Source organism: Frigidibacter sp. ROC022, assembly GCF_024723735.1.
Lineage (GTDB): Bacteria > Pseudomonadota > Alphaproteobacteria > Rhodobacterales > Rhodobacteraceae > SLM-1.
In genome coordinates this window covers 112,505-135,819 of sequence record NZ_JANQDU010000001.1, presented here as the reverse complement: position 1 = coordinate 135,819, position 23,315 = coordinate 112,505, and the positions used below count along the sequence as shown (strand labels likewise).

At 67.8% G+C, this 23,315-nt stretch carries 20 protein-coding genes; 9 read left to right on the top strand and 11 right to left on the bottom strand.

Annotation, left to right across the window (positions count from 1 at the left end; all coding sequences use genetic code 11):
• Positions 1–68 precede the first annotated feature (68 nt).
• Both NUW50_RS00635 and NUW50_RS00630 read left to right on the top strand, forming a co-directional pair.
• A complete protein-coding gene (locus NUW50_RS00635) occupies positions 69–1,304 on the top strand; it encodes a TCR/Tet family MFS transporter (protein WP_258287117.1) in 1,236 nt (411 codons plus the stop codon).
• Positions 1,305–1,371: 67 nt separating this feature from the next.
• On the top strand, positions 1,372–1,674 hold the full coding sequence (locus tag NUW50_RS00630; RefSeq protein WP_258287116.1) for a hypothetical protein: 303 nt from the start codon (positions 1,372–1,374) through the stop codon (positions 1,672–1,674).
• A 117-nt stretch (positions 1,675–1,791) separates the two neighbouring features.
• Here the strand turns inward: NUW50_RS00630 and NUW50_RS00625 are convergent, their stop codons facing one another.
• From NUW50_RS00625 to NUW50_RS00610, 4 genes are read right to left on the bottom strand one after another with little or no spacing between them, the layout of a single operon-like run.
• Positions 1,792–3,870 (bottom strand): hypothetical protein, encoded by a 2,079-nt coding sequence (locus NUW50_RS00625; protein WP_258287115.1) that lies wholly within the window; start codon positions 3,868–3,870, stop codon positions 1,792–1,794.
• The gene (locus tag NUW50_RS00620) at positions 3,867–6,641 is read right to left on the bottom strand and encodes a DUF4159 domain-containing protein (protein ID WP_258287114.1); all 2,775 of its coding nucleotides are present in this window, start codon (positions 6,639–6,641) and stop codon (positions 3,867–3,869) included. The genes NUW50_RS00625 and NUW50_RS00620 overlap by 4 nt, the downstream gene beginning before the upstream one ends.
• Positions 6,641–7,516, bottom strand: a complete 876-nt coding sequence (locus NUW50_RS00615; RefSeq protein WP_258287113.1) for a DUF58 domain-containing protein — start codon at positions 7,514–7,516, stop codon at positions 6,641–6,643. The genes NUW50_RS00620 and NUW50_RS00615 overlap by 1 nt, the downstream gene beginning before the upstream one ends.
• Positions 7,513–8,520: an AAA family ATPase gene (locus NUW50_RS00610; protein WP_258287112.1), complete on the bottom strand. Its 1,008-nt coding sequence runs from the start codon at positions 8,518–8,520 to the stop codon at positions 7,513–7,515. The genes NUW50_RS00615 and NUW50_RS00610 overlap by 4 nt, the downstream gene beginning before the upstream one ends.
• A gap of 60 nt (positions 8,521–8,580) precedes the next feature.
• Between NUW50_RS00610 and NUW50_RS00605 the strand changes: the two genes are divergently transcribed.
• The 4 genes from NUW50_RS00605 (at position 8,581) to NUW50_RS00590 (ending at position 11,815) form a co-directional block, all read left to right on the top strand.
• Positions 8,581–9,183, top strand: coding sequence for a DUF1285 domain-containing protein (locus NUW50_RS00605; protein WP_258287111.1), 603 nt, complete (start codon positions 8,581–8,583; stop codon positions 9,181–9,183).
• Positions 9,180–9,875, top strand: coding sequence for an SDR family NAD(P)-dependent oxidoreductase (locus NUW50_RS00600; RefSeq protein WP_258287110.1), 696 nt, complete (start codon positions 9,180–9,182; stop codon positions 9,873–9,875). Before NUW50_RS00605 ends, NUW50_RS00600 begins: the two co-directional genes overlap by 4 nt.
• Entirely contained in the window at positions 9,876–10,637 is a 762-nt protein-coding gene (locus tag NUW50_RS00595; RefSeq protein WP_258287109.1) for a hydroxypyruvate isomerase family protein, read from the top strand.
• A gap of 104 nt (positions 10,638–10,741) precedes the next feature.
• Complete coding sequence (locus NUW50_RS00590) at positions 10,742–11,815, top strand: YHYH protein (RefSeq protein WP_258287108.1); 1,074 nt, start codon at positions 10,742–10,744, stop codon at positions 11,813–11,815.
• A 67-nt stretch (positions 11,816–11,882) separates the two neighbouring features.
• Here the strand turns inward: NUW50_RS00590 and NUW50_RS00585 are convergent, their stop codons facing one another.
• Positions 11,883–13,361, bottom strand: a complete 1,479-nt coding sequence (locus NUW50_RS00585; RefSeq protein ID WP_258287107.1) for an NAD-dependent succinate-semialdehyde dehydrogenase — start codon at positions 13,359–13,361, stop codon at positions 11,883–11,885.
• Positions 13,362–13,449: 88 nt separating this feature from the next.
• Between NUW50_RS00585 and NUW50_RS00580 the strand changes: the two genes are divergently transcribed.
• A complete protein-coding gene (locus tag NUW50_RS00580; RefSeq protein WP_258287106.1) occupies positions 13,450–14,247 on the top strand; it encodes an alpha/beta hydrolase in 798 nt (265 codons plus the stop codon).
• A 17-nt stretch (positions 14,248–14,264) separates the two neighbouring features.
• Here the strand turns inward: NUW50_RS00580 and NUW50_RS00575 are convergent, their stop codons facing one another.
• On the bottom strand, positions 14,265–14,501 hold the full coding sequence (locus NUW50_RS00575) for a hypothetical protein (protein ID WP_258287105.1): 237 nt from the start codon (positions 14,499–14,501) through the stop codon (positions 14,265–14,267).
• A gap of 148 nt (positions 14,502–14,649) precedes the next feature.
• Here NUW50_RS00575 and NUW50_RS00570 point away from each other — a divergent pair, with 148 nt between their 5' ends.
• Complete coding sequence (locus NUW50_RS00570; protein WP_258287104.1) at positions 14,650–16,098, top strand: TrkH family potassium uptake protein; 1,449 nt, start codon at positions 14,650–14,652, stop codon at positions 16,096–16,098.
• A 201-nt stretch (positions 16,099–16,299) separates the two neighbouring features.
• On the opposite strand, the gene NUW50_RS00565 is transcribed toward NUW50_RS00570, so the two are convergent.
• The 5 genes from NUW50_RS00565 to NUW50_RS00545 all read right to left on the bottom strand — a co-directional run bounded on the left by NUW50_RS00565 (position 16,300) and on the right by NUW50_RS00545 (position 22,052).
• Positions 16,300–16,431, bottom strand: coding sequence for a hypothetical protein (locus NUW50_RS00565; RefSeq protein WP_258287103.1), 132 nt, complete (start codon positions 16,429–16,431; stop codon positions 16,300–16,302).
• Positions 16,432–16,526: 95 nt separating this feature from the next.
• A complete protein-coding gene (locus tag NUW50_RS00560) occupies positions 16,527–17,915 on the bottom strand; it encodes a four-carbon acid sugar kinase family protein (RefSeq protein ID WP_258287102.1) in 1,389 nt (462 codons plus the stop codon).
• The gene (locus tag NUW50_RS00555) at positions 17,912–19,189 is read right to left on the bottom strand and encodes a ribulose-bisphosphate carboxylase large subunit family protein (RefSeq protein WP_258287101.1); all 1,278 of its coding nucleotides are present in this window, start codon (positions 19,187–19,189) and stop codon (positions 17,912–17,914) included. Before NUW50_RS00555 ends, NUW50_RS00560 begins: the two co-directional genes overlap by 4 nt.
• Positions 19,186–21,132 (bottom strand): hypothetical protein, encoded by a 1,947-nt coding sequence (locus tag NUW50_RS00550; protein ID WP_258287100.1) that lies wholly within the window; start codon positions 21,130–21,132, stop codon positions 19,186–19,188. The genes NUW50_RS00555 and NUW50_RS00550 overlap by 4 nt, the downstream gene beginning before the upstream one ends.
• Positions 21,129–22,052 carry an SMP-30/gluconolactonase/LRE family protein gene (locus NUW50_RS00545; RefSeq protein ID WP_258287099.1) on the bottom strand — a complete coding sequence of 308 codons (924 nt, stop codon included), beginning with the start codon at positions 22,050–22,052 and terminating at the stop codon, positions 21,129–21,131. The genes NUW50_RS00550 and NUW50_RS00545 overlap by 4 nt, the downstream gene beginning before the upstream one ends.
• A 140-nt stretch (positions 22,053–22,192) precedes the next feature.
• Here NUW50_RS00545 and NUW50_RS00540 point away from each other — a divergent pair, with 140 nt between their 5' ends.
• On the top strand, positions 22,193–23,251 hold the full coding sequence (locus tag NUW50_RS00540; RefSeq protein ID WP_258287098.1) for an ABC transporter substrate-binding protein: 1,059 nt from the start codon (positions 22,193–22,195) through the stop codon (positions 23,249–23,251).
• Positions 23,252–23,315 lie beyond the last annotated feature (64 nt).

The following is a 23,315-nucleotide window of genomic DNA, read 5'->3' as shown; positions in this document are numbered from 1 at the left end:
CGCTTTTCTCTGCACCGGGGCACGGGTAAGAGCGCCGGACGGGCGCGCTGCCCGCGGAGCCCCGACCGATGCCCCTTGCCCTGGTGTTCATCCTGCTGACCGTCGCGCTGGACGCGATCGGGATCGGGCTGATCTTCCCGGTGATGCCGGACCTGATGCGCGATGTGCTGCACGAGGGGCTGGCCAATGCGGCGGTCTGGGGCGGGGTGCTGGCAGCGGCCTTCTCGGTGATGCAATTCGTCTTCGGCCCGGTGATCGGCAATCTGTCGGATCGCTACGGGCGGCGGCCGATCATGCTGATCGCGCTGGCGACAATGGCACTGGACTATGCGGTCATGGCCCTGGCGCAGAGCGTCTGGTTGCTGCTGGCCGGACGGATCATCGCCGGGATCACCGCCGCCACCGCCGCCACGGCGACGGCCTATGTGGCCGATGTCTCGGCCCCGGAAGCGCGGGCACGCAACTTCGGCCTGATCGGCGCCGCCTTCGGCATCGGCTTTGTCCTCGGGCCGATGATCGGCGGGGCCGCCTCGGTGATCGACATCAGGGCGCCGTTCGCGATTGCCGCCGCGCTGGCCGGGGTCAATTTCGTCTTTGGCTGCCTGGCCCTGCCCGAAAGCCTTGCACCCGGCAAGCGTCGGGCCTTCTCCTGGCGCCGCGCCAATCCGCTGGCGGCCTTCCGGGCGATCGGCCGGCTGCCGGGGCTGAGACGCTATCTCGTGCTGATCTTCCTGTTCACCCTGGCGATGACCTCCTACCCCGCGATCTGGTCCTATTACGGCGCCGCCCGCTTTGGCTGGGACGGCTGGTGGATCGGGATCTCGCTGACCATCTTCGGGCTGAGCATGGCCCTGACCCAGGCCTTTCTGGTCGCCCCGGCGATCCGGGCCTGGGGCGAGACCAGGACCGGAATCTACGGCATGATGCTGGATACGGTGGTCTTTGTCCTGCTCGGCCTGATCCGCTCGGGCAGCTGGGCGCTGGCGCTGACTCCGGTTTCGGCCCTGTCGGGGGTGGCGGGACCGGCGATCCAGGGGCTGATGGCCAATGCCACGCCGGACGACCAGCAGGGCGAGTTGCAGGGGGTGCTCGGTTCCGTCTCGGCGGTGGCGATGGCCCTGGCGCCGCTGATCCTGACCCCGGTGTTCTGGGCCTTCACCCGCGAGGGGGCGCCGATCTACGCCCCCGGTGCGCCCTTCCTGCTGTCGGCGGGGCTGATGGTGATCTGCGTGGCGATCCTGGCCGGCAGCCCGACGCCACGGGTCGGCGCGGCGGCACCGGTATCGCCAAAGCCCGAGGCGTGAGCCCGCGCGCGGCGACGGAACTGCCGGGCCGGCGCGTTCTTTCTGGGCATTGCGACGGGAGGACAACATGACCCGCATGGCCACGATGACGTTTGTTCTGACCCTGGGAGCGACCGGGGCGGCCCTTGCCCAGGCGCAGCTGCGCAACGATCCGAACCGGCCGACCGAGCTGATCGCCGCCGATCTCGGGGTGTCGCAGGACCAGTTCATCGCCTGCTTCTACAACGTCGAACCGGACCCGGATTTCAAACCAACCAGGGCGCAGGAAGAGGCCAACAAGGCGGTGCTTCTGCCCTGCCTGCAGGCCGCCAACCCCGAGATCACCAATGACGGGCTGGACGCGGTGATGGACCGCTATCGTCCGGGCTGAGGTCTGTGAGACAAAGGCCGGCGGCTGCCGCCGACGGCACCGATTCCGGGGGATCGCCGCGGCGCGGGCCGGGGAGACGGCCCCCGGCTGCGGCATGGGAGCAGCACAGCCGGCAGGTCAGGCGCTGCGCCGGCCTTCGTAGAGCCAGGCACCGACGATCAGAAGCCCCGAGAGCAGCAGCAGCAGCCAGGCCCGGATCAGCGGCGTCACCGTCACGTCGGCGGTCAGATAGGCCCCACGCGGGGTGATGCCGATCCAGCCGCGCCCCGCCGCCGGGCGTCCGGCCGAGACCCGGCGCAGCGAGGGCATCCCGTCCTCCAGCGCCGCCACGCCGCCACGCACGGTTTCGATCAGCGGCGCCAGCTTGTCGCCGCTGGCAATGGTCTCCTCGAACTCCTTCGGCGCCGAGGGGCCGAGCGCCACCACCGCCTCCTGATCGTCATCCCTGAGCCGGTAGAGCCCGATGTCCGGCCCCAGGTAGCGCGCCTCGTAGCGGCCCGGCGAGACCTCGACCATCGGCAGCTCGACCTCGGCGCCGTCAGGGCCGGTGACGGTAACGCTGCGCGGGCCCTCGGTGAGGGTGCGGCGGGTGATGACCATGTTCTGGCCCTTCGCCGTGGCGGTCAGCGCCTCTTCCTCCAGTTCCGGTTCCTTCATCATCCAATGCGCCAGCCGCCGCAGCAGTTCCAGCTGCGGGCCGCCGCCTTCATAGCCCCGGGTCCAGAGCCAGGCCTGATCCGAGGCCAGCAACGCCACCCGCCCCTCGCCGACCCGGGCCAGGGTCAACAGCGGCTCGCCCTCGGCGCTCATCACCGTCTCGCCGCCATAGGGCTCGACCTCGATCCGGCGGAACCAGCGGCCCCAGCCGGGGCCCTCGTCATCGGCGGGACGCGGGGCAAAGGCCTCCAGCCCCTCGGTCACCGGATGGCGCTGGCCGAGATCGGTGATCTTCGGGCGGAACGGCCGCTCGACCACCAGGCCGGTCGGCCCGGCGGGAAGGATGGCGCCCAGCGGCGAGCGGAACAGGCTTTCGGCACTGGCATATTCCGGCCCCGCCGCGACAAGCACCGCGCCGCCCTTCTCGACGTAGTTCCGCACGTTCTCGAGATAGATCGAGGGCAGGATGCCGCGCAGCCGGTAGCGGTCGAAGATGATAAGGTCGAATTCGTCGATCTTGTCGAGGAACAGTTCGCGGGTCGGAAAGGCGATCAGCGAGAGCTCTGTGACCGGCACCCCGTCCTGCTTCTCCGGCGGCCGCAGGATGGTGAAATGCACCAGATCGACAGAGCTGTCGGACTTCAGCAGGTTGCGCCAGGTGCGTTCGCCGGCATGCGGCTCGCCCGAGACCAGCAACACCCGCAGCCGGTCGCGCACCGCGTTGATCTGGATCACGGCGGCATTGTTGCGGTCGGTGATCTCGCCCTCCGTCAGCTCGACCTGGGCCTGCACCACGTTCATGCCGCCATGCGGCAGCACCAGCGGCAGTTCCAGGTCCTCGCCCACCGGCACTTCGAAGACCTGCGGCGTCGCGCCGTCGACCGCGATCGACAGCCGTGCCCGGCCCGAGACGGCGGGCGGCACCGCGCCCTGATCCTCGATGGCGAGGGTCAGCGTCACCGGCTCGCCCAGGATCGCGAAGGCGGGGGCGTTCTTGACCACCAGGCGGCGGTCCCAGTCGCTGGCATGGCCGGTCAGCAGCAGATGCAGCGGCGCCGGCAGATCGGGGGCGCGGTCGATGTCGTGCAACTGGCCGTCCGAGAGCAGGATCGCCCCGGCGATCCGGGCCCGCGGCTCCTCGGCCATCGCCTCAGCCAGCCGGGTCATCAGCAGCGTGCCTTCGTCATCCTCGGCATCGGCCAGATGCACCACCCGCAACTCGGTATTGGGCAGCGCCGCCACCGCCGCCTCGACCTGCGCCGTGGCCCGCGCAACCTGGGCCGGGCGGTCCGAGATCTTCTGGCTGGCGCTGTCGTCAACCACCAGAATCACGATGTCGCTCAGCGCCTCGCGGTCCTCTTTCTGGAACGAGGGATTGGCCAGCGCCAGCAGCAGCAGCGCCGCGGCCAGGGCACGAAACGGCCAGCCGGAAAGGCCGCGCCAGAGCGCCAGCGCCACCACCAGCACCATCAGCGCCGCCGCGGCCCAGACCAGCGGCCAGGGCAGCAGCGGGTCGAAGATCACCTGCGCGGCGCTCATTGGCCCAGCCTTTCCAGCAGCGCCGGGACATGGACCTGATCGGACTTATAGTTGCCGGTCAGCACATGCATGATCAGGTTGACACCGAACCGTTTGGCCATCTCGCGCTGCCGCTCGCCCGCGAAGCCGCGCCCGATCGGCACCAGCGGTGCGCCGCGCGAATCCACCGCCCAGGCCGAGGCCCAGTCATTGCCGCCGATCACCACCGGCGTCACCCCGTCGTTGAGGTTGCGGAACGGCATGCCCTCGACCTGCTCGGCATCGGGCGGCGCCGCCTCGACCCAGACATCGCGGCTCTGGAACCGGCCCGGAAAGTCCTGCAGCAGGTAGAAGGTGCGGGTCAGCACGTGGTCGGCCGGGATCGGCTCCAGCGGCGGAATGTCCAGCGGCGCGGCCAGGACCTTCAGCTTGCGGCCCTCGGGGGTGCTGCTGCCGAAACCCGCCACGTCGCCGTCGCGGGTGTCGAACAGGATCATCCCGCCGGCCCGCAGATAGCGGTTCAGCTTGGCATAGGCCTCGGAAGAGGGCGTCTTCTGGTCCGGCGAGATCGGCCAGTAGAGGAAGGGGAAGAAGGACAGTTCGTCGGTCTCCAGATCGACCCCGATCGGCAGGCCCGGCTCGACCGAAGTGCGGGCGAACAACGTCTCGCTCAGCCCGAGCAGCCCGGCCTGGGCCAGATCGTCCAGCTTCTTGTCGCCGGTGATGACATGGGCAAGCACCACGCGCGAGGTCGCCTCGATCGCAAAGGCGTCCGCCGCCGCGTCCTGGGCCCGCGCCGGACCGGCCAGACCCGGCAGCAGCAGGCCCAGCATCAGCGCCGTCGTCAACCCGCGGGCGCCGCGCAGCCGGCCGCCCAGGGCCAGCGAGGCCACCGCGTCAAGCGCCAGCAGCGCCAGCGCCAGCGCCAGCAACCAGCCCTTCAGCGGCAGGGTCCGCGCCACTGCCAGCCCCTCGACCACGATCCGCGCCGGCCAGGCCGTCGGGGTCAGCTCGATCCCGGCCCCGGCCACGTTCAGCGCAAGCCGCCGGTCCTCTCCGGCATAGAGCCCGGGCGGCGTCGCCGGGCCCGCCTCGGCGACCGCCAGCTCCTCGCCCGGAATCCCCGGCAACGTCCCGGCGTCCTTGATCCGCCCGAAAGCGTCGATCACCTCCTCGGGCACCCAGGTGGTGCCCGCCAGTTCCTCGGACGAAGGCCGTTGCGGCCGGCTCGACACCGCCAGCCGTTCCAGCATCTGCACGAAGAGCCCCGACAGGGGCAGCGTGGACCATTCGGCATTGGCGGTGACATGGAACAGCACCACCTGGCCCAGACCGACCTCTTTCCGGGTCACCAGCGGCGTGCCGTCGGCCAGCTCGGCGATCACCCGCGAGGACAGCTGCGGATCGGGCTGCGCCATGACCTGCGAGGTCACGGTCACGTCCTCGGGCACCGGCAGCCCGGCAAAGGGGCTGTTCTCGGGAAACGGCGCCAGCGCCTTGGGTTCGCCCCAGCTCATCGCACCGCCGACCGAGCGCCCCCCGACCCGCAGTCGCACCGGCATCAGCGGATCCTCGGTTTCGCGCGAGACACTGCTGGCGGCCAGCCGCGGCCCGGCAAAGCGGATCAGAAGCCCGCCCCTTTCGACCCAGTCCAGCAGCGGCCCGGCCTCGCCTTCGGCCAGCGTCGCCACATCGGCCAGGATGATCGCATCCGGATTGGCCAGTATGACATCGCCCAGCGTGCCATGGATCAGATCGGCGGTCGGGGCAAGGGCCTGTTCGAGGTAGTGCGTCGGCGACAGCAGCTCCAGCCCCTCGCGGTCCTCGCTGCCGGCGATCAGCGCCACCTCGCGGCGTTTCAGCGTGTCGTCGGTCAGGCTGACGGCCCCGGCCGAGCGCAGCCCGACGATCTCGAACCGGGTGATCCGGTTGCGCAGTTCCGGAGGCAGCGACAGGTCGATGCTGGCCTCGGACTTGCCATCCTCGAAGCCGAAGGTGACGCGCGACAGCTCGGCCTCGACCCCGTTCGGGCCGGGACCCTGGGCCGATACCGTCACCTCGGCGGCACCCGCCGTGCGGCTGCGGCGCGCGGTCAGGGCGATGGCGCCATCCTTGAACAGCGGCGGCAGCAGCACCGCCACCGGGCGCGGGCTTTCGAAGACCCGCACCGTGCCGCGCGCTTCCAGCGCCGCCAGCAGGTCCTCGCGCCCGGGGTGCGCCAGCCCGTCGGACAGCCAGAGGCTGTCGAAACTTCCCGGCTCCCATCCCTTGATCCAGGCGGCCAGCGCCTCGGGCGAGGGCGCCCAGGGGTGCGGCGTCAGGCCCGGCAGGCGCTGCGTCCAGGCCTCGGCGGCCTGAAACGGCAGCGGCCCCTCGGGCAGGTCGGTCAGGCTGACCACCGCCGCCGGACGCCCGGCCCTTGCCGCCTCGTCCAGCGCCACGCCGATCCGCTCGATCCGGCGCTGCCAGTCGGCGGCATCGGCCCAGGTCCCGTCGGCAAGGATCAGCAGCGGCCCCTGCCCTTCCTGCGTGCGGTCCGGATTCAGCACCGGCCCGGCAAAGCCGACGATCACCGCCGCCACCGCCAGCATCCGCAACAAGAGCAGCCACCAAGGGGTCTTGTCGGCCTCGTGCTCCTCGTCCTTCAGGCCGAACAGCAGCACGACCCCCGGGAACAGCCGCCGCACCGGCGCCGGCGGCACCGCGCGCAGCAGCAGCCAGAGGACCGGCAACACGATCAGCCCCAGAAGCAGCCAGGGCGCTGTAAAACCGATCGGACCCAGCATCCACATCAGACCCGCCCTCCGATGGCGCCATGCAGCCAGAGCAGCGCGCCTTGCGCAGGGCTGTCGGTGTGATGCACCGAGAATTGCCAGCCGGTCCGCGCCGCCAGGCGTGCCAGCAGATCCTTGCGTTCGGCCAGCCGCTCCAGGTAACGGTCCTTCAGGTCGCGGGCCTTCTGGGTCTCGTAGCGCATCGTGTGGCCCATGCTTTCAAAGACCGTCCGGCCGTCAAAGGGAAAGGCCTCTTCCTGCGGGTCGAGCACCATCAGCAGGGTGCCTTTCACGCCGCGATCGGCCGCCTTGGTCAGGGCTTGCGACAGGGCTTCGGGGTCGCCCAGAAAATCCGAAAGGAACAGGGCGCGGGCGTGGGCCGGCAGGCCGCGCAGGCTGGGGGCGGCATATTCCGCCGCCTCGCCGGCACCCGACAGCGACTCGGCAATTCTCAGCAATTGCAGCTCTCCCGAACGCGGCGGCGTGCCCAGGCGGGTCAGCCCGACCCGCTCGCCACCGCGGATCAGCAGAACCGCCGAGGCCATGGCCAGCAGTGCCGCACGGTCGGCCTTCTGCGGCAGGCCCTTTTCCGAGGCAAACCGCATCGACTGGCCGCCATCGGCCCAGATCATCACCGATTGCGCAGCCTGCCATTCACGCTCGCGCACGAACTGGGTGTCGGACCGCGCCGAACGCCGCCAGTCGATCAGCCGCGCCTCGTCGCCGCCATGGGCCGGGCGATACTGCCAGAACTCGCTGCCGACCCCGGCCCGCCGCCGCCCGTGCTCTCCGAGCAGGACGGTCGAGGCCAGTTGCTGCGCCTCGGCCAGCAGCGGCGGCAAGCCGCCCGCCAGCGCCTCGGCGCCGGAACGCAGGTCGGCAGATGGGCTCACGCCGCGGCCTCGGTCCGGGTGACCTCGGCGGCGATCCGGTCGATCAGCGGACCAAGCGCCTCACCCCGCGCACGCGCCGCATAGGTCAGTGCCATCCGATGGGTCAGCACCGGGCGGGCCAGCGCCACGACATCCTCGGTCGAGGGCGCCAGACGGCCCTGAAGCAGCGCCCGCGCCCGCACCGTCATCATCAGCGCCTGCGCGGCGCGCGGACCCGGGCCCCAGCCGACGGCATCCCGGACCGTCTCGCCGGCTTCCTCGGCCTCGGGACGGAAGGCGCGGACCAGATCGAGGATGGTCTCGATCACCGCCTCGCCGACCGGCATCCGCCGCACCAGCTCCTGCGCCGCCATCAGGCTGTCGGGGGTAAAGACCGCGTGGGCTTCCTCCTCGGCAATCCCGGTGGTCGCCATCAGGATGTCGCGCTCGGTCTGGCGATCCGGATAGGGCACGTCGATCTGCACCAGGAACCGGTCGAGCTGCGCCTCGGGCAGCGGATAGGTGCCCTCCTGCTCGATCGGGTTCTGGGTCGCCAGCACGTGGAACGGCCGCGGCAGGTCATGCGGCTGCCCGGCGATGGTCACCGAACGCTCCTGCATCGCCTGCAGCAGCGCCGACTGGGTCCGGGGCGAGGCCCGGTTGATCTCGTCCGCCATCAGAAGCTGGCAGAACACCGGCCCTTCGACGAAGCGGAACGCCCGGCTGCCGTCGGCGGCGGTTTCCAGCACTTCCGAGCCGAGGATATCGGCCGGCATCAGGTCGGGGGTGAACTGCACCCGGGCGCCGTCCAGCCCCATGACGGTCGAAAGCGTCTCGACCAGCCGGGTCTTGCCCAGCCCCGGCAGACCGATCAGCAGCCCGTGGCCGCCGCACAGAAGCGTCGACAGGACGAGGTCCACGACCTGCTCCTGCCCGATGAAGCGGCGGGTGATCGAGGCCCTGGCTTCGGCCAGGACGCCCCCCAGTGCTTCGATCTCGGCAACCAGGTTTTCGGGCTCGGCCATGGCATGGCTCCTCTTTGCGGTATATCTTGGCATTATCGGGGGTAAACCGGGCATGGACAAATGGCAAAGTCGATACAGCCACAAAAGATCGTGACTCCCAGTGCCGAAAGCCTCGCGGCTTCGGCATCGCGGGCCGCGAAAGGGAAGGGTCTGCCGCCTGTGCACCTTTGGAATCCGGAGTTCTGCGGCGATATCGACATGCGGATCGCCCGCGACGGCACCTGGTACTACCTCGGCACACCGATCGGCCGGGCGCCGATGGTGCGGCTGTTTTCGACCATCCTCAAGCGCGAAGGCGACTCGTATTTCCTCGTCACCCCGGTCGAGAAGGTGGGAATCACCGTCGATGACGCGCCCTTCGTGGCGGTGGATTTCAGCGCCAGCGGCGACGGGTGCGACCAGTCGCTGACCTTCACCACCAATGTCGGCGACACGGCCACCGCCGGGCCCGAACATCCGATTCGGGTCGAGCGCGACCCCGAGACCGGCGAACCCTCGCCCTATGTGCTGATCCGCAGCAACCTCGAAGCCCTGATCGACCGGAAGAGCTTCTACCGGCTCGTCGATCTGGGCAGTCACGAGAAACACGACGGGCAGAACTGGTTCGGGCTCTGGTCCGGCGGCGCGTTCTTTCCGATCATCCCCTCGGAAGAGCTGCCGTGAGCGGCCCCGGCGCGGCGCTGATCGTCGGCGCGGGGGCGGGGCTCTCGGCGGCGCTGGCCCGGCTGCTGGCAGGCGAAGGCCATGCCATCCATCTGGTCGCCCGCAATACCGGCAAGCTGGCCGGGCTGGCGACCGAGACCGGCGCCACGCTGCATGCCGCAGATGCGCAGGATGCCGCGGCGATGGCCGGGATCGTGGCGGCGATTCCCGGCCGGCTGGCGGTGGCCGTCTACAACCCCTCGGCGCGGGTCCGCGGCCCGATCACCGAGGTCGATCCGGAAGCCGTCCGGCAGGCCATGGACGTCACCGCCTTCGGGGCCTTCCTCATGGGGCAGGCCGCCGCCCGCCGGATGCTGGCGCAAGAGCCGGTCTCCGGATGTCGCGGCACCATCCTGTTCACCGGCGCCTCGGCGGGGGTGAAGGGCTTTGCCCGCTCGGCCGGTTTCGCGATGGGAAAGTTCGCCCAACGCGGCCTGGCGCAATCCATGGCACGCGAGTTGCATCCGCAGGGCATCCATGTCGCCTGGATCAACATCGACGGCCGGATCCGCGCGCCCGGTCGGGACGAACCCGGGCCGGACGCCAACCTGGACCCGGACGCCATCGCCCGCAGCTACCTGTCGCTGATCCGCCAGGACCGTTCGGCCTGGTCCGAGGAACTGTCGCTGCGCCCCTGGGTCGAAAGGTTCTGAATGCCCCGTTTCGCCGCCAACCTGACGATGCTCTACCCGGAGTTTCCCTTCCTCGAACGGTTCGACGAGGCCAGGGCGGACGGGTTCGAGGCCGTCGAGATCCTGTTTCCCTATGACGATCCGGTCAAGGAGATCACCGAACGGCTGACCCGGCTGGGTCTGCCGCTGGTGTTGATCAACGCGCCGCCGCCGAACTGGGCCGGGGGCGAGCGCGGTTTCGCGGCAGTGCCGGGACGCGAAGAGCGGTTCCGCTCGGATTTCCGCCGCGCCCTGCGCTTTGCCCGGGCGATGAAGCCGCAGCATATCCACATCATGGCCGGTGTCGCAGAAGGGCCCGCGGCGCGCGCGACCTTCGCCGACAACCTCGCCTGGGCCGCTGCCGAGGCGCCCCGGCAGTCGCTGACCATCGAGCCGCTGAACCCGATCGACATGCCCGGCTACTTCCTGAACGATTTCGGGCAGGCCGCCGACCTGCTGGACGAGATCGACGCGCCCAACCTGGGGTTGCAGTTCGACGCCTATCATGCCCGGATCATCACCGGGGACGTGCCCGCCGCCTGGGACCGATGGGGCCGGCTGGCACGTCATGTCCAGATCGCGGGCACGCCCGGCCGGCACGAGCCGGTGAAGGGAGAGATCGACTATCCGGCCTTCTTCGACCGGCTCGATTCGGATGGCTACACGGGCTGGGTCTCGGCCGAATACCGGCCCGCGAAACGCACCTCGGAAGGGCTTGGCTGGCTGAAACCCTTTCGGCGCTGAAGCGGCCGCAGCGACGGACCCCCGGCGCGCGGCCGTTCAATTCCCGTCGCCGACGGCACGATATCGTCCCGGCGCCTGCATTGTCCTGCACGGAAGGAACCAGAATGACCCGCATCGCCCCCCTCTGCCATGGCCTTGGCCTGACCCTCGGCCTGACGCTGTCCGGCGCCGCCCCGGCCCTGGCCCATACGCTGGATGAAGAGATCGCCGATTGCGCCTGCGACGCGGCCTGTTTCACCGACGAGGTGCAGGGGCTGGGCTGCACGACCGCCCGCTTCAGCTTCGAAAGCATCGGCCTGCCCGATGCCAGCCATACGTTGATGACCGGGATGACCGCGCATAACCAGCAGTTCCCGCGGCCGCACAGCTATCACTTCACCCTGCCCCGCGACCCGGAACTGGCCAGCCACCCCAGCGAGACCCGCCCCGGCGCGATCGGCGTCGCGGTCAACGGCGTGCCGATCTTCAGCCCCGATACCCAGGGCCCGGTCCAGGCCTCGGGCCGCCCGGTCAGCGCCGCCGAGGCCGGCGAGCTGGACAGCTGCGGCGGCCATGCCGGGCGCGGCGACGACTATCATTACCACCGGGCGCCGAACTGCCTGATCGAGGAACTTGGCGCCGAGGCGGTCGAACAGCAGCTGCAACCGATCGGCTATGCCGCCGACGGCTTCCCGATCCTGGCGCTCGGCTGGTTCGATCCGGACCATGACATCGAGGACAAGCTCGACGCCTGCCGGGGGGCCACCGATGCCGCCGGGCGGTATTTCTACAACGTCGAACATGACGGCGACCAGGCCGTGCTCGACTGCTTCTCGGGCCGCGAGCAGCGTATCAGCCGCGACGGCTGGAGCCCCCGCAAGGATGCCGATGGCCGCGACATCGTCGGCATTCCGGTGCCGATGGCCGTCACCGCCTACAGCCAGCAGGGCAGTTGCCAGATCATGAGCGGCACGCTGCGCGACGAACAGCTTGCAAGGCCCGATGGCTCGATCGCGCACCCGGCCACGGTGGACGGCGCGATCTTCTGGTGCTCGTCCAGCTGCTACGGCCATTTCATCGAGACCCGGGCCGCCGCGCCGGGCCGGACCCTGACCTTCACCGCCGCCACCGCAGGCTGCGCCGAGGACTTTGCTCCGGCCCATGACAACGGCTTTCTGGCCTATCGCAGCGCGCCCTAGAGGGGTTCTTTGGAATACACGTGTATTTTCAATGACTTGCAAGGCGTCCCCATGGGGACGCCCCGATTCACACCGACAGGCAGACGTATTTCATCTCGGTGAACTCGTCGATTCCGTGCCGCGACCCCTCGCGCCCCAGCCCGGATTGCTTGACCCCGCCGAACGGCGCCACCTCGGTCGAGATCAGCCCGGTGTTGACCCCGACCATGCCGTATTCCAGCGCCTCGGCGACCTTCCAGACCCGGCTCAGGTCCTTGGCGTAGAAATAGGACGCCAGCCCGAAGATCGTGTCATTGGCCAGCTCGATCACCTCGTCGACGGTCTCGAACCTGAACAGCGGCGCCAGCGGACCGAAGGTCTCTTCCTCGGCAAAGGCCATCTCGCGGGTGGCGCCGGTGACGATGGTCGGCTCGAAGAAGGTGCCGCCCAGATTGCTGCGCTTGCCGCCGGTCAGCACCTTGCCGCCCTTGGCGGTGGCGTCGGCCAGATGCTCCTCGACCTTGGCGACCGCGTCGGCATTGATCAGCGGTCCCAGCGTGGTCCCCTGCTCCAGCCCGTCGCCGATCTTCTGCTTCTTCAGTGCCGCCGCCAGCTTCTCGGCAAAGGCGTCATAGACCCCGGCCTGCACGTAGATCCGGTTGGCGCAGACGCAGGTCTGGCCGTTGTTGCGGAACTTGCAGATGATCGCGCCTTCGACGGCGGCATCCAGATCGGCGTCGTCGAAGACGATGAACGGCGCATTGCCGCCCAGCTCCATCGAGCATTTCATCACCTGATCGGCCGCCTGCCGCAGCAGGATGCGGCCCACTTCGGTCGAGCCGGTGAAGGTCAGCTTCCGCACCTTGGGATTCTCGCAAAACTCCTTGCCGATCTCGCTGGAGCGTTTCGACGGCAGGAAGGACAGCACGCCCTTCGGGATCCCGGCCCGGTCCGCCAGCACCCCGAGCGCCAGCGCCGAGAGCGGGGTCTCGGCCGCCGGGCGCGAGACGAAGGCGCAGCCCGCCGCCAGCGCCGGTGCGGCCTTGCGGGTGATCATCGCATTGGGGAAGTTCCAGGGCGTGATGCTGGCCGCGACGCCGATCGGCTGCTTGATGACCATGATCCGCTTGTCGCGCTGGTGGCCCGGCACGGTTTCGCCGTAGAGCCGCTTGGCCTCTTCGGCAAACCACTCCACGAAGGAAGCGCCATAGAGGATCTCGCCCCGCGCCTCGGCAAAGGGTTTGCCCTGTTCGGCGGTCAGGATACGGCCCAGGTCATCGGCATGTTCGACCATCAGGTCGAACCATTTGCGCAGCACCGCCGCGCGTTCCTTGCCGGTCCAGCCGGCCCAGTCCTTCTGCGCCGCATGGGCCAGGTCGATCGCCCGGGCGACCTCGGCCCGGCTCAGGTCCGCCACCTCGGCGATGACATCGCCGCGGGCCGGGTTGGTGACCGGGAAGGTCGAACCGTCGGCCGCATCGCACCACTCGCCGCCCAGATAGGCGCGGGTGGCAAGAAGCCCGGGGTCGTTCAGCAGGCTTGCAAGATTGGTGGTCTGGTCGGGCATGGCGGGCCTCATCATTTCCTGCCGCCCCCAATGGCGGCGCGTCGCTCACAGATATAGCCTGCCCGTCACCAGATGCGAGGGGCGCCAAGTGCCACAGAACGACGAAGCCTATGCCAACAGCGATTTCATCCCGGGCGGTGCCGCCTATCCCGACCACTGGGCCCGGGCCGCCGCCGCCTTCCGGTCCGAGGCCCTGTCCCGCGACCGCGCCCGGCTGGGGCTGCGCTACGGGCCGAAGCCGCGCAACGCCTTCGACCTGTTCCTGCCCGAGGCGGACCCCACCGGGCTGGTGGTGCTGATTCACGGCGGCTACTGGGTCGGTTTCGGGTGCGAGGATTTCTCGCATCTGGCGCGGGGCTGCACCGGGGCGGGCCGGGCCGTGGCGCTGCCCTCCTACACGCTGGCGCCCGAAGCGACGATCCCGCAGATCACCGCCGAGATCGCCCGGGCCGTCACCGCCGCCGCAGGGCTGGTCGCCGGCCCGGTATCGGTCACCGGCCATTCGGCGGGCGGCCATCTGGCGGCGCGGATGCTCTGCACCGATGTGCCGCTGCCGGTGCGCGACCGGCTGAGCGCCTGCGTCCCGGTCTCGCCGCTCTCGGACCTGCGCCCGCTGATCGAGACCTCGATGAACGTCGATCTGCGGCTGGTTGCCGAAACCGCCGGCGCGGAAAGCCCGGCCCTGGCGGCAGAGGTGGCGCCGGTTCCGACCACGGTCCGGGTCGGCAGCGCCGAGCGGCCGGCCTTCCTGGAGCAGGCCAGGGCTCTGGTCGCGGCCTGGCCGCAGGCGCGGCTGCAGGTCGCCGAGGCGCGGCACCATTTCGACGTGATCGAGGCCTATGAGGAGTCCGGCAGCAGCCTGGTCGCGGCCCTGACCGGCGGCTGATCTCGCTGCGGCCCGTCTCAGGCGGCGCTCGGATCGCGCCAGATGCGGTGGTTTCGCTTGCCGCGGCAGTCCGGGCAGACCAGCAGCATGCCGGGCTGACCGGCCGACTTCCAGCGCAGCCCGCCATGGTCCCAGATCGACTGTTCATGGCCGCAGGACCGGCAGGTGGCCATCCATTGGCGCGATTCCCGTTGCGCCTCGGCCCGCCACCTGGGGGGCATCACGGTCAGAATCACGCTGCGCAGTCTCGGCATATCGTCTCCAGCAGGCTTTGCGACCGGCAGGAATGGCCGGCCCCGGGGCCCAGACTGACCGCAAACCGTGCAGCGCTTGCGGCGACAGGATGGCCATGCCATGGCTTTCCCGGTAGTCTGGGCCCCCGCCCGCCGCGCTGGAATGCCGATGTTCGATCTCCGCCCGCCATTCTACATCGTCGGGCTTCTGTTGATCGCCACCGGGGCCGCGATGCTGATCCCGGCGCTGACCGAACTGGCGGCAGGGAACGACAACTGGGACGCCTTCACCGAAAGCGCGCTGTTCACCGTCTTCGCCGGCGCGATGATGGCGCTGGCCTGCCGCAACGGGATGACCCCGACGCTGTCGATCCGGCAGGCGTTCCTGATGACCGCCGCCGTCTGGATACTGGTGCCGCTGTTCGGCGCCCTGCCGCTGATCGAGGGCGATCCCTATCTCTCCTTCACCGACGCCTATTTCGAATCGGTCTCGGGGATCACCACGACCGGATCGACGGTGATCGACCATCTCGAGACCCTGACCCCCGGCGCCAACCTCTGGCGCGGCTTGCTGAACTGGATGGGCGGGCTGGGGTTCTCCTTCGTCGCCATGGTGTTCCTGCCGTTCCTGCGGGTCGGCGGGATGATGTTCTTCCAGACCCAGGGCTTCGACACGCTGGGCAAGGTCCTGCCGCGGGCCAGCGACATCGCCGGGGCGCTGCTGCGGTTCTACCTGCTGCTGAGCCTGGTGGTCTTCGTCACCTATTTCAGCTTCGGGATGAGCCTGCTGGACGCCGCGGTGCACACATTCGCCACCGTCTCCTGCGGCGGGTTCTCGACCACCGACGATTCCTTCGGCCGCTATCACGGGCTGATCGAATATGCCGGGGCGCTGTTCATGTTCCTGGCCAGCCTGCCCTTCATCCGGTTCGTGCAGCTGCTGCAGGGGGTGCCCCGCCCGATGCTGCACGACCGCCAGGTGCGGGCCTATCTGACCTGGACCGCCGCCGCCGTGGGCGCCGTCGTGCTGTGGCGCCTGGCCACCACCGAGGACGGGTTCGAGCCGATCCTGCGCACATCGCTGTTCAACATGATCTCGATCTTCTCGGGCACCGGCTTCGGCACCGCGGATGTCGCCTCATGGGGGGCCTTCGCGGTGGCGGTGGCCTTCCTGGTCGGGATGATCGGCGGGTGCACGTCCTCGACCTCGGCCTCGATCTCGATCTTCCGCTGGCAGATCCTGCTGGCCGCGATCAGGCTCCAGGTCCGCAAGCTGCATTCGCCGTCGCGTGTCGAGGCGCTGAAATATGAAGGCCGGGTGGTCGAGGACGAGGTGCTGAACCCGACCATCGCCTTCTTCACCGCCTTCGTCCTGTGCTTCGGCATCATGAGCGTGATGCTCTGCTTCTCGGGCATCGACACGATGTCGGCGATCTTCGCGGTCTGGACCTCGCTGGGCAACATCGGCTACGGCTTCGGCGCCATCGTCAGCCGGACCGGCACGATGATCGACGTGCCGACCTCCGACAAATGGGTGCTGATCACCGCCATGCTGATGGGCCGGCTGGGGATGATGCCGATGATCGTGCTGCTGCTGCCGAGGTTCTGGCGCAGCTAGGCGGGCCCGCGCCGTGGTCGCCCGCACGAAGACACTGGCGAGGGTGAGAAAGTCACCTCGCGGTTGTTCCATTTCCCGCTGCGAAAACCCAATGAGATCAGTGCGCTCGATTTCGGTTCGCGCAGTGGTCTGTCCATTTCTGCCGCAAACCCTGCCCGGGATCAGACGAAGAACACCGTCCCGAGGGCCGGTGCGGGTGTTTCAGAGGACGTCGAGCACTTCGCGGCGATAGATGAGGTGGGCATTCTTGCCGAGCCGAATGTACATCATCACGGACAAGCGGCTGATTTCGGGGCTGGTCTTGAGCTTCCCGAAAGGGCCGAATCTGGTCATCCGGCGACGCCAAGTGCCCGCCCTGCCCGGCTCAAGCCAGGTTCCACTGGCAGAGCCGGCACGGACCCATCGCTGAAGTCCGAGGAATGTGCCGTCTACGCTGGTAGGCTCTGCGCCGCCTGACGGCCGTCTCGGACAAGAGAGAACAGATCTCTTCCTCCCATCTGACCGCCCTTCAGGACGACTTCCAGGCCATCCAGCGGCCCGTCCGGTGCCTGGACACGGCAAAGCGGGGCACCGGCGGTGACTTGCGCGATGGCGGAAATCGAACGCACGCCCATCTGGACCATCGCGTGGCCAGACGTATCGCCGCCGGCCACGACGATCCTGGTCAGTTTGGTGGCCTGCACGACGTTGCGCGCCAATCGTCCCAGGCCGACGCTGATCCGCTCATTCACCTCGGCCTTCGACTGTCCCGAGGCCTCTGTCGCGTCCGCCACCCGCGCCAGGGCCGGATCGTCCGGCCCGCGCGCCGTGGCGGCGATGACGCTCTGTCCGGAGGAAAGTTCGGACAGGATCTGCGCATGGGCCATGTCGAGATGAGCGTTCCAGGCCTTCTGATCCACGGCCAGAGACGCCTCGAGATCCAGCACCGCAAATCCATTGGACTGGGCGTGCCGGATCTGTGCCGAGGTGATCGCCGAACACGAGCCTGACACGGCAAAGATCTGCTTGGCAGGCTTTGGAAATGGCGCGGGGCTCGCCGGCCCGAGAAGTCCGGTTTCCCGCCAATAGGCAACCAGGGCGTATTCGACCCCCTGGGAGCCGACGGCAAAGACCTTGCCGCGCCGCGCCTCCCAGATCAGGCGGCCCGCTTCGCGCATGGTCTCGTCGTCCATTGCATCGAGCGCAATGATTTCGGCACCTTCCTCTAGGTTGCGGTCGAGTGCGCCTTTCGCCTGCCCGGCCTTCATCTGCGCAAGATCGACCAAGCCGATCGCCCGATCGGTTTGTCGCGCAAGATGTCGGCCCAGATCCGCTTCGTCCATGGGTGTCACGGGGTGACGCCGCATCACCGGGTAACGATCGAGGCGATACACGCCGTCGTCGGTTCCGGCAAAAAGCGTCCCGAAGACCTGGTATCGCCGGAGTTCCGGACAACCCACGACAAGGGGATGCCACCTGCCGCCGAGAATTGGCGCCGCGATATCTATGGCTCGGCCGATGGAGCCGACCTCCGGTGAGGAATCGAAGGTGGAGCACACCTTGTAGTGGGTGACATGGGCCCCGAGACCATCCAGCGCGCGAAAGACTTCGGGCAGGTTCGCGTCCATCCAGGCGGGATCACGGGACCGGGCGAGACCGGCGATTCCGATCGCCGCTCCGCTCTGGCCACGTTCGCGAAGGGCTGCAAGCTCCGCCGCGCTCGGGGGCGCAAGGAACAGGGTTGTCGGGACGCCCGCGAACTCCAGCACCTCCATCACGGCGGAGGACCCCGTGAAATCGTCGCCATAGAAGGCGACCAGTGGCCGACCGTCCTTCATCGGGACACCGGATAGGCCTGCAGGGCCGCCCGCAAGGCGGGCCGGTCGGCGGCATATGTTTCCAGCGGAACATCCTTCATGGCCGCGTCCCAGGCATCGCGCAGGGCAGCGGCACCCGCGCCCGGGCCACCGGGATGCGCCATCACGCCGCCACCTGCGGTAAAGATCAGGTCCGGTGTCCGCAGGGCCTTCCAGGTGCCCTCGGCCTGATGGATCGTCTGCCCCGAGGAAAAGACCGGCACCGCGCGCATGGGCGTCGACTCGAACAGCGGCTCCGCCAGCGAACGTGCAGAGGCGACGACGCTGTCGTCACTTTCGGAGAACTTGTTCTGCAATCCGTTGACATGCATGTGGTCGCAGCCGGCAAGCCGCCACAGCTTGGACCAGGCTGGATAGGACCAACCCAGAAGTGGCGCGCGTGTCAGCGCACCCCAACCAGAGCGGTGGGCGTGGATCGGCACTTCGGAATGGCGTGCAAGCTCGATCACGCCTGCATGTCCGACGGCAAGAAGATTGACCATCACGCAGGTGCCGCCCTGACTGACGACGAAATCGTGCCGGCGTCGCATCTCGTCGACTTCACCGGTCAGATTGAAGGCAACCATGGTCTTCTTGCCTGTTCGATCTGCCTCACGATTGACGGCAGCCATGACGGCCTTCACGCGCGCCTCGAACGGACAGGACGGGCCGTCCATCTGCAATTCGTCGTCCTTTACGAAGTCGATTCCACCCGCGGCCAATTCGCCCACCAGAGTGCCCGTGTCCTGGGCCGACAGACCGATACTCGGTTTGATGATCGTTCCGATCAGCGGCCGGCCCTCGACCCCGGCCAGCCTGCGGGTTCCTTCCACCCCGAATTTCGGCCCCGGATACCGGGCAGCGAATTCGGAGGGCAGACGCAGATCCAAGAGCCGCAGCCCTGAAAAGGGCTTCAGCTCGAAGAGATTGCCAGAGATCGTCGTGACCAGCGCGGGCAGCGAAACGCCGATATTGTTCAATGGCCAGGACAATGTGGCGCGCGCCCTGACGATCCTGCCCCCGTCCCGTGGCGGTGTGGCACCGGAAAGAGTTGCCTCCTGCACCTCCTCAAGAACCTCCAGCCGCTCCACGCGCGCGGCGGATCGTTCCTTGAGTTCCGCAGTCTCGCCGGGCACGGACAGGAAGGTGCCCGACGATTGTTCACCCGCCATGATCTCGGCGGCGCGCTCCGGATCCTGCGCAGTCTCGAACAGGTAGTCCGCTTCGATCCGATCAGGGTCGTGCTGCGTGGTCATCCGGTTGCCCCTTTTCTATAGCGCCCAAAGATCACGCTCCTCGGAGCCATGGGGACCTGTGTTTCCGCAATCTCCGAAAAGGCGCGATCAAGCCAGGCGGGATCGCAGACTGCCGTGGAGAAGGTCGCGCAATCCAGGCTGGCGATCTGTCCGCCCCCGGGCAACGAAAGCGCCACCGGTGCGGCTCCATTGTTGGCAACCATCAGACGGGTCTCACCGTTGACCTCGAACGCCACCGCATGCAGTCCTGCCGGGACGCCTTCAATCTCGCATCGCGCACCGCCGGGCGCCGCGAACCTCAGAACGTGGTAGAGCGGATAGACCACGGCCTGGGGCATATCGGCATACCACGGCCTTTCGACGGCAGAGGGAACGGACAGGACGCCAAACGGGCCGCACGGAGCCGCCAGCGCCATGGCCTCGATCCCGAACGTGTCCGTCTGGGCCAGAACTCCGACGGACCACGCCGCTCCGAAGAGCGCGCGGGCACGGGGGTCCCAATCGGTCATGGTGCGCCGCACTTGCTCTGGATTTGGCGACAGGGCGCCGCCATAGGGGTTTGTCCGCATTCCGATAGAGGTCAGCCCAAGGCGATAGGCACGGCCCGCGCCGATTTCCGCCGCGGTTCTGAAGATGTCAGGCAGCGACTCCAGGGTCTGGGAAACGCTGTCGTCGTCTGCTGCATGGACGGTCGCGCTATTGCCGTGAGTGATGTAGTCGGACCCGCTCTTTTCAGGTCGGCAGCGATTGAACTCGGTGAAATTGGTCAACATGCCTGCGCCGATCTTCGCACGGGGAAACGCGGTGGCGGCGGCCGCGACGGATTCTTCGGATGACAGACCGGACGGCCATTCTCCGGTCGGCTGGTAGCTGTCCAGATAGGCGGCGGGCAAGGCAATGACATGCGTCGGATCAAGGCCCGCGTTCCGGCACTGCTCCGCCACCGTCTCCAGTTGCGGCAGCGCCGGCTGTGAATCCTCCAGAACGATCTCCAGATTCAAAGGCGCCTGCAGCGGGGCGAGCCAAGGCCCCAGAACCGGCAATTCCGACGGGGCCTGCGCGGCATGCAGCCGATAGAGGATGCCGCCCCCGGCGATGGATGCCAGCGCTGGAATGGCCCTTTCGACCTCTGGCAACCAGTCATGCTGCGCCGCAAGCAGCAATGTCGGCAGCCTTTCGGCCTTTGCCGGCCCGATGGAGAGCGGGCGATGCCCGGCGACAGCAGCGGCCGCTGGCTCACCCGACATGGTCAGCACAATCTCCTGAGCCTCGGTCTCCCCGGCGCGCAGGCGGTACGGAAACGGCATGGCAAGCGGGCGCGAATAGGTCTTGAAGGAAGCGTCGGTCCAGTTGCGCTGGTCCTCCATCTCGAACACGTCCCCGGACAAGCGGATATCGAGATCGACCCCGTCGATCCGGAACCGCATGCCCGCGATGTCCAGCATGGGTTGCCCGGGCGAGATCAGCGCGGGCATGGTGTGTTGCCGCTCGGCGCCGTCGGAATGGCTGACCCACACCGGCCGACCCGCCACACCCGCCAAGGGATGCAACAGCGTGAAACCGGTCCGATTGGTCTCGAAGTCGCGGTTCGCCCTGGCAACGCCACGTGCCACAAGCGTGTCGTCGTCGCGCAGGGCGTAGGTCACGGTGCAACTCAGCGCGCCATCGGACACGTCGAAGGATCGCGAGTAGAGCGTCTCTTCTGCCCTTTCGGAAATCGACTCCGTCACGTTCTCCGGCGGAAGCGTGGCCCAGTTGACGTCGCGGACAGGGAAGTCGATCTGGCGCAGCACCTCGACTCCGCCGAACCTCAGGGAACGTAGGGCTCCGGAGGATATGCTGGCGGTCATCTGTCCGCGCCTGACCGTCAGCGGCTCGGGCTGGACCTCGGCCGTACCCGATTCAATCAGGCGGATGTCTGTCGCTGGGCCGTCGTTCGTCATCCGATCGCCACGCCCCTTGTGAAGACATATACGGAATAGAGCGAGGTCGTGCCGCAGATGAACAGCCGGTTTCGCTTGGGCCCGCCGAAGGTGAGATTGCCGACAATCTCCGGAATCCGAATCTTGCCGATCAAGTCACCATTGGGTTCATAGCAGTGGACTCCGTCGAAGGCGCTGGTCCAGATACGTCCTTCCTGATCGAGCCGGAAACCGTCGAAAATGCCGGTCTGGCACTCCGCAATGATCTCTCCGCCCCGCAAGGTTCCGTCGGCCTGCACTTCGAAACGCCGGATATGGGCCGGTCCTTCGGGATCATGGGTCGCGCCCGAGTCGGAAATGTAGAGTGCGTCCTCACTGGGCGAAAAGGCCAGCCCGTTGGGTTTGACGAAGTCGTCCGTCACCTGGGTCAGGTCGCCGCTATTGCTGAGGCGATAGACGTGACACCCGGCCAGCTCCGGCTCGGCCTTGTCGCCCTCATAGTCGGTCAGGATTCCATAGGTGGGGTCGGTAAACCAGATCGAGCCATCGGAGTGCACGACGACATCGTTGGGCGAGTTCAGTCGCCGCCCCTCGAACCTTTCCGCCAGGACCGAGATCGAACCGTCATGTTCCGTGCGGGTCACGCGGCGGGTCCCCTGCTCGCAGGTGATCAGGCGCCCCTGCCGATCCACCGTGTTGCCATTGGCATTGTTGGACGGCGATCTGAACACGGAAACCGAACCGTCGGTCTCGTCCCAACGCATCATTCGGTTGTTGGGAATGTCGCTCCACACGAGATAACGGCCGGCGGCAAACCACGCCGGGCCCTCGCACCAACGCGCGCCGGTCCAGAGCCTCTCTACATGGATATGCGGCGCAAAAAGTGCCTGGAATCTGGGGCTTAGCGTTTCAAAGCAGGCTTCGCTTGCTGAAAGATTCATTGCTCCAAGCCTTCCTGCTCATCGGACCTGTTGTCTTGCCAAGAATATTTTTTCTTGCTTGAGAATGCAACTGGTATAACAAGGTGATGACCAACTTGCCGATGACGGCATCTTCAAATTGGTCGTTAGGGAGGAAAGAAATGAACAAATTCGTCTCGTCGACCGCCCTCAGTGCGGCACTTGTGACCGCTGCATTGCTGGCGCCGCCGGTTCATGCACAGGAGGCGCCATCCGTCGCGCTGAGCAACGCCTTCCTGGGGAATGCCTGGCGCCGATCCATGATCACGGCCTTTGAAGAGGCAGCCAAGCTGGCGCAGGAACAAGGGCAGATATCCTCGTTCCAAATCCTGAATGCCCCGGGCGAGAACTCGGCCACCGAGCAGATCGCACAGCTTCGGGCACTTCTTCTCGATCAGCCCGATATTCTGCTGGTCAACCCGGCTTCGCCCACGGCGCTCAACCCGACACTTCAGCAGGCTTGCGACCTTGGCATCATCGTGGTCGTGTTCGACAGTTCGACCGACGTCGAATGCGTGCACATCGTCACCAACAGCTTCGGCGACTGGGCGCGGCTCTCGACCCAGGCTGTGATCGACGCGATTGGCGGTGAAGGAAACGTCATTCTGGCGCGCGGCGTGCAGGGCTCGCCGCCCGAGATCGAAATGTATGACGTGCAAACGGAAATCCTGGCGGAGTACCCGGACGTCAACGTCGTGAGCGAGATCTTCACCTTCTGTGACAGCGCCCGCGCACAAGAGGCCATCCTTGGCATCCTTGCGAGCCTTCCGGAGGTGGACGGTGTGATCGGTTGCGGCGAGGGGCTTGGGGTCGTCCAGGCATTCCAGACCGCTGGTCGCGATGTCCCTGTCGTCGCATTTGCTCCGAGTGGCCGGGCGCTGACCTTCTGGGGCGAAGGCAACGGCGCACCCGGGTCGGTCGCAGTGATGTCTGACCCCGGTCAAGGGGTTGCCGCGATGTTCACCGCGATCAAGATCTACAATGGCGCGGAAATCCCGCGGACCACCTATTTTCCGCCGGTGGTCGTGAGCGATGACGCGCGAGATGCCTGGATCGCGGCTGTCGACGATGACGAAATCGCGTCCTGGCAGTGGACCCAGGAACTCGTCGATGTGCAACTCGCGGCGAATATCGCCGGCGACGTTGCCGGCGCGCCCTTGCCGCCCGTTCCGGTCAGGTAAACGGCCAAGGCTCCGCGCCGCAGCCGCGGCGCGGAGCACCCCCAATCTCTCGATGATCTGAGCT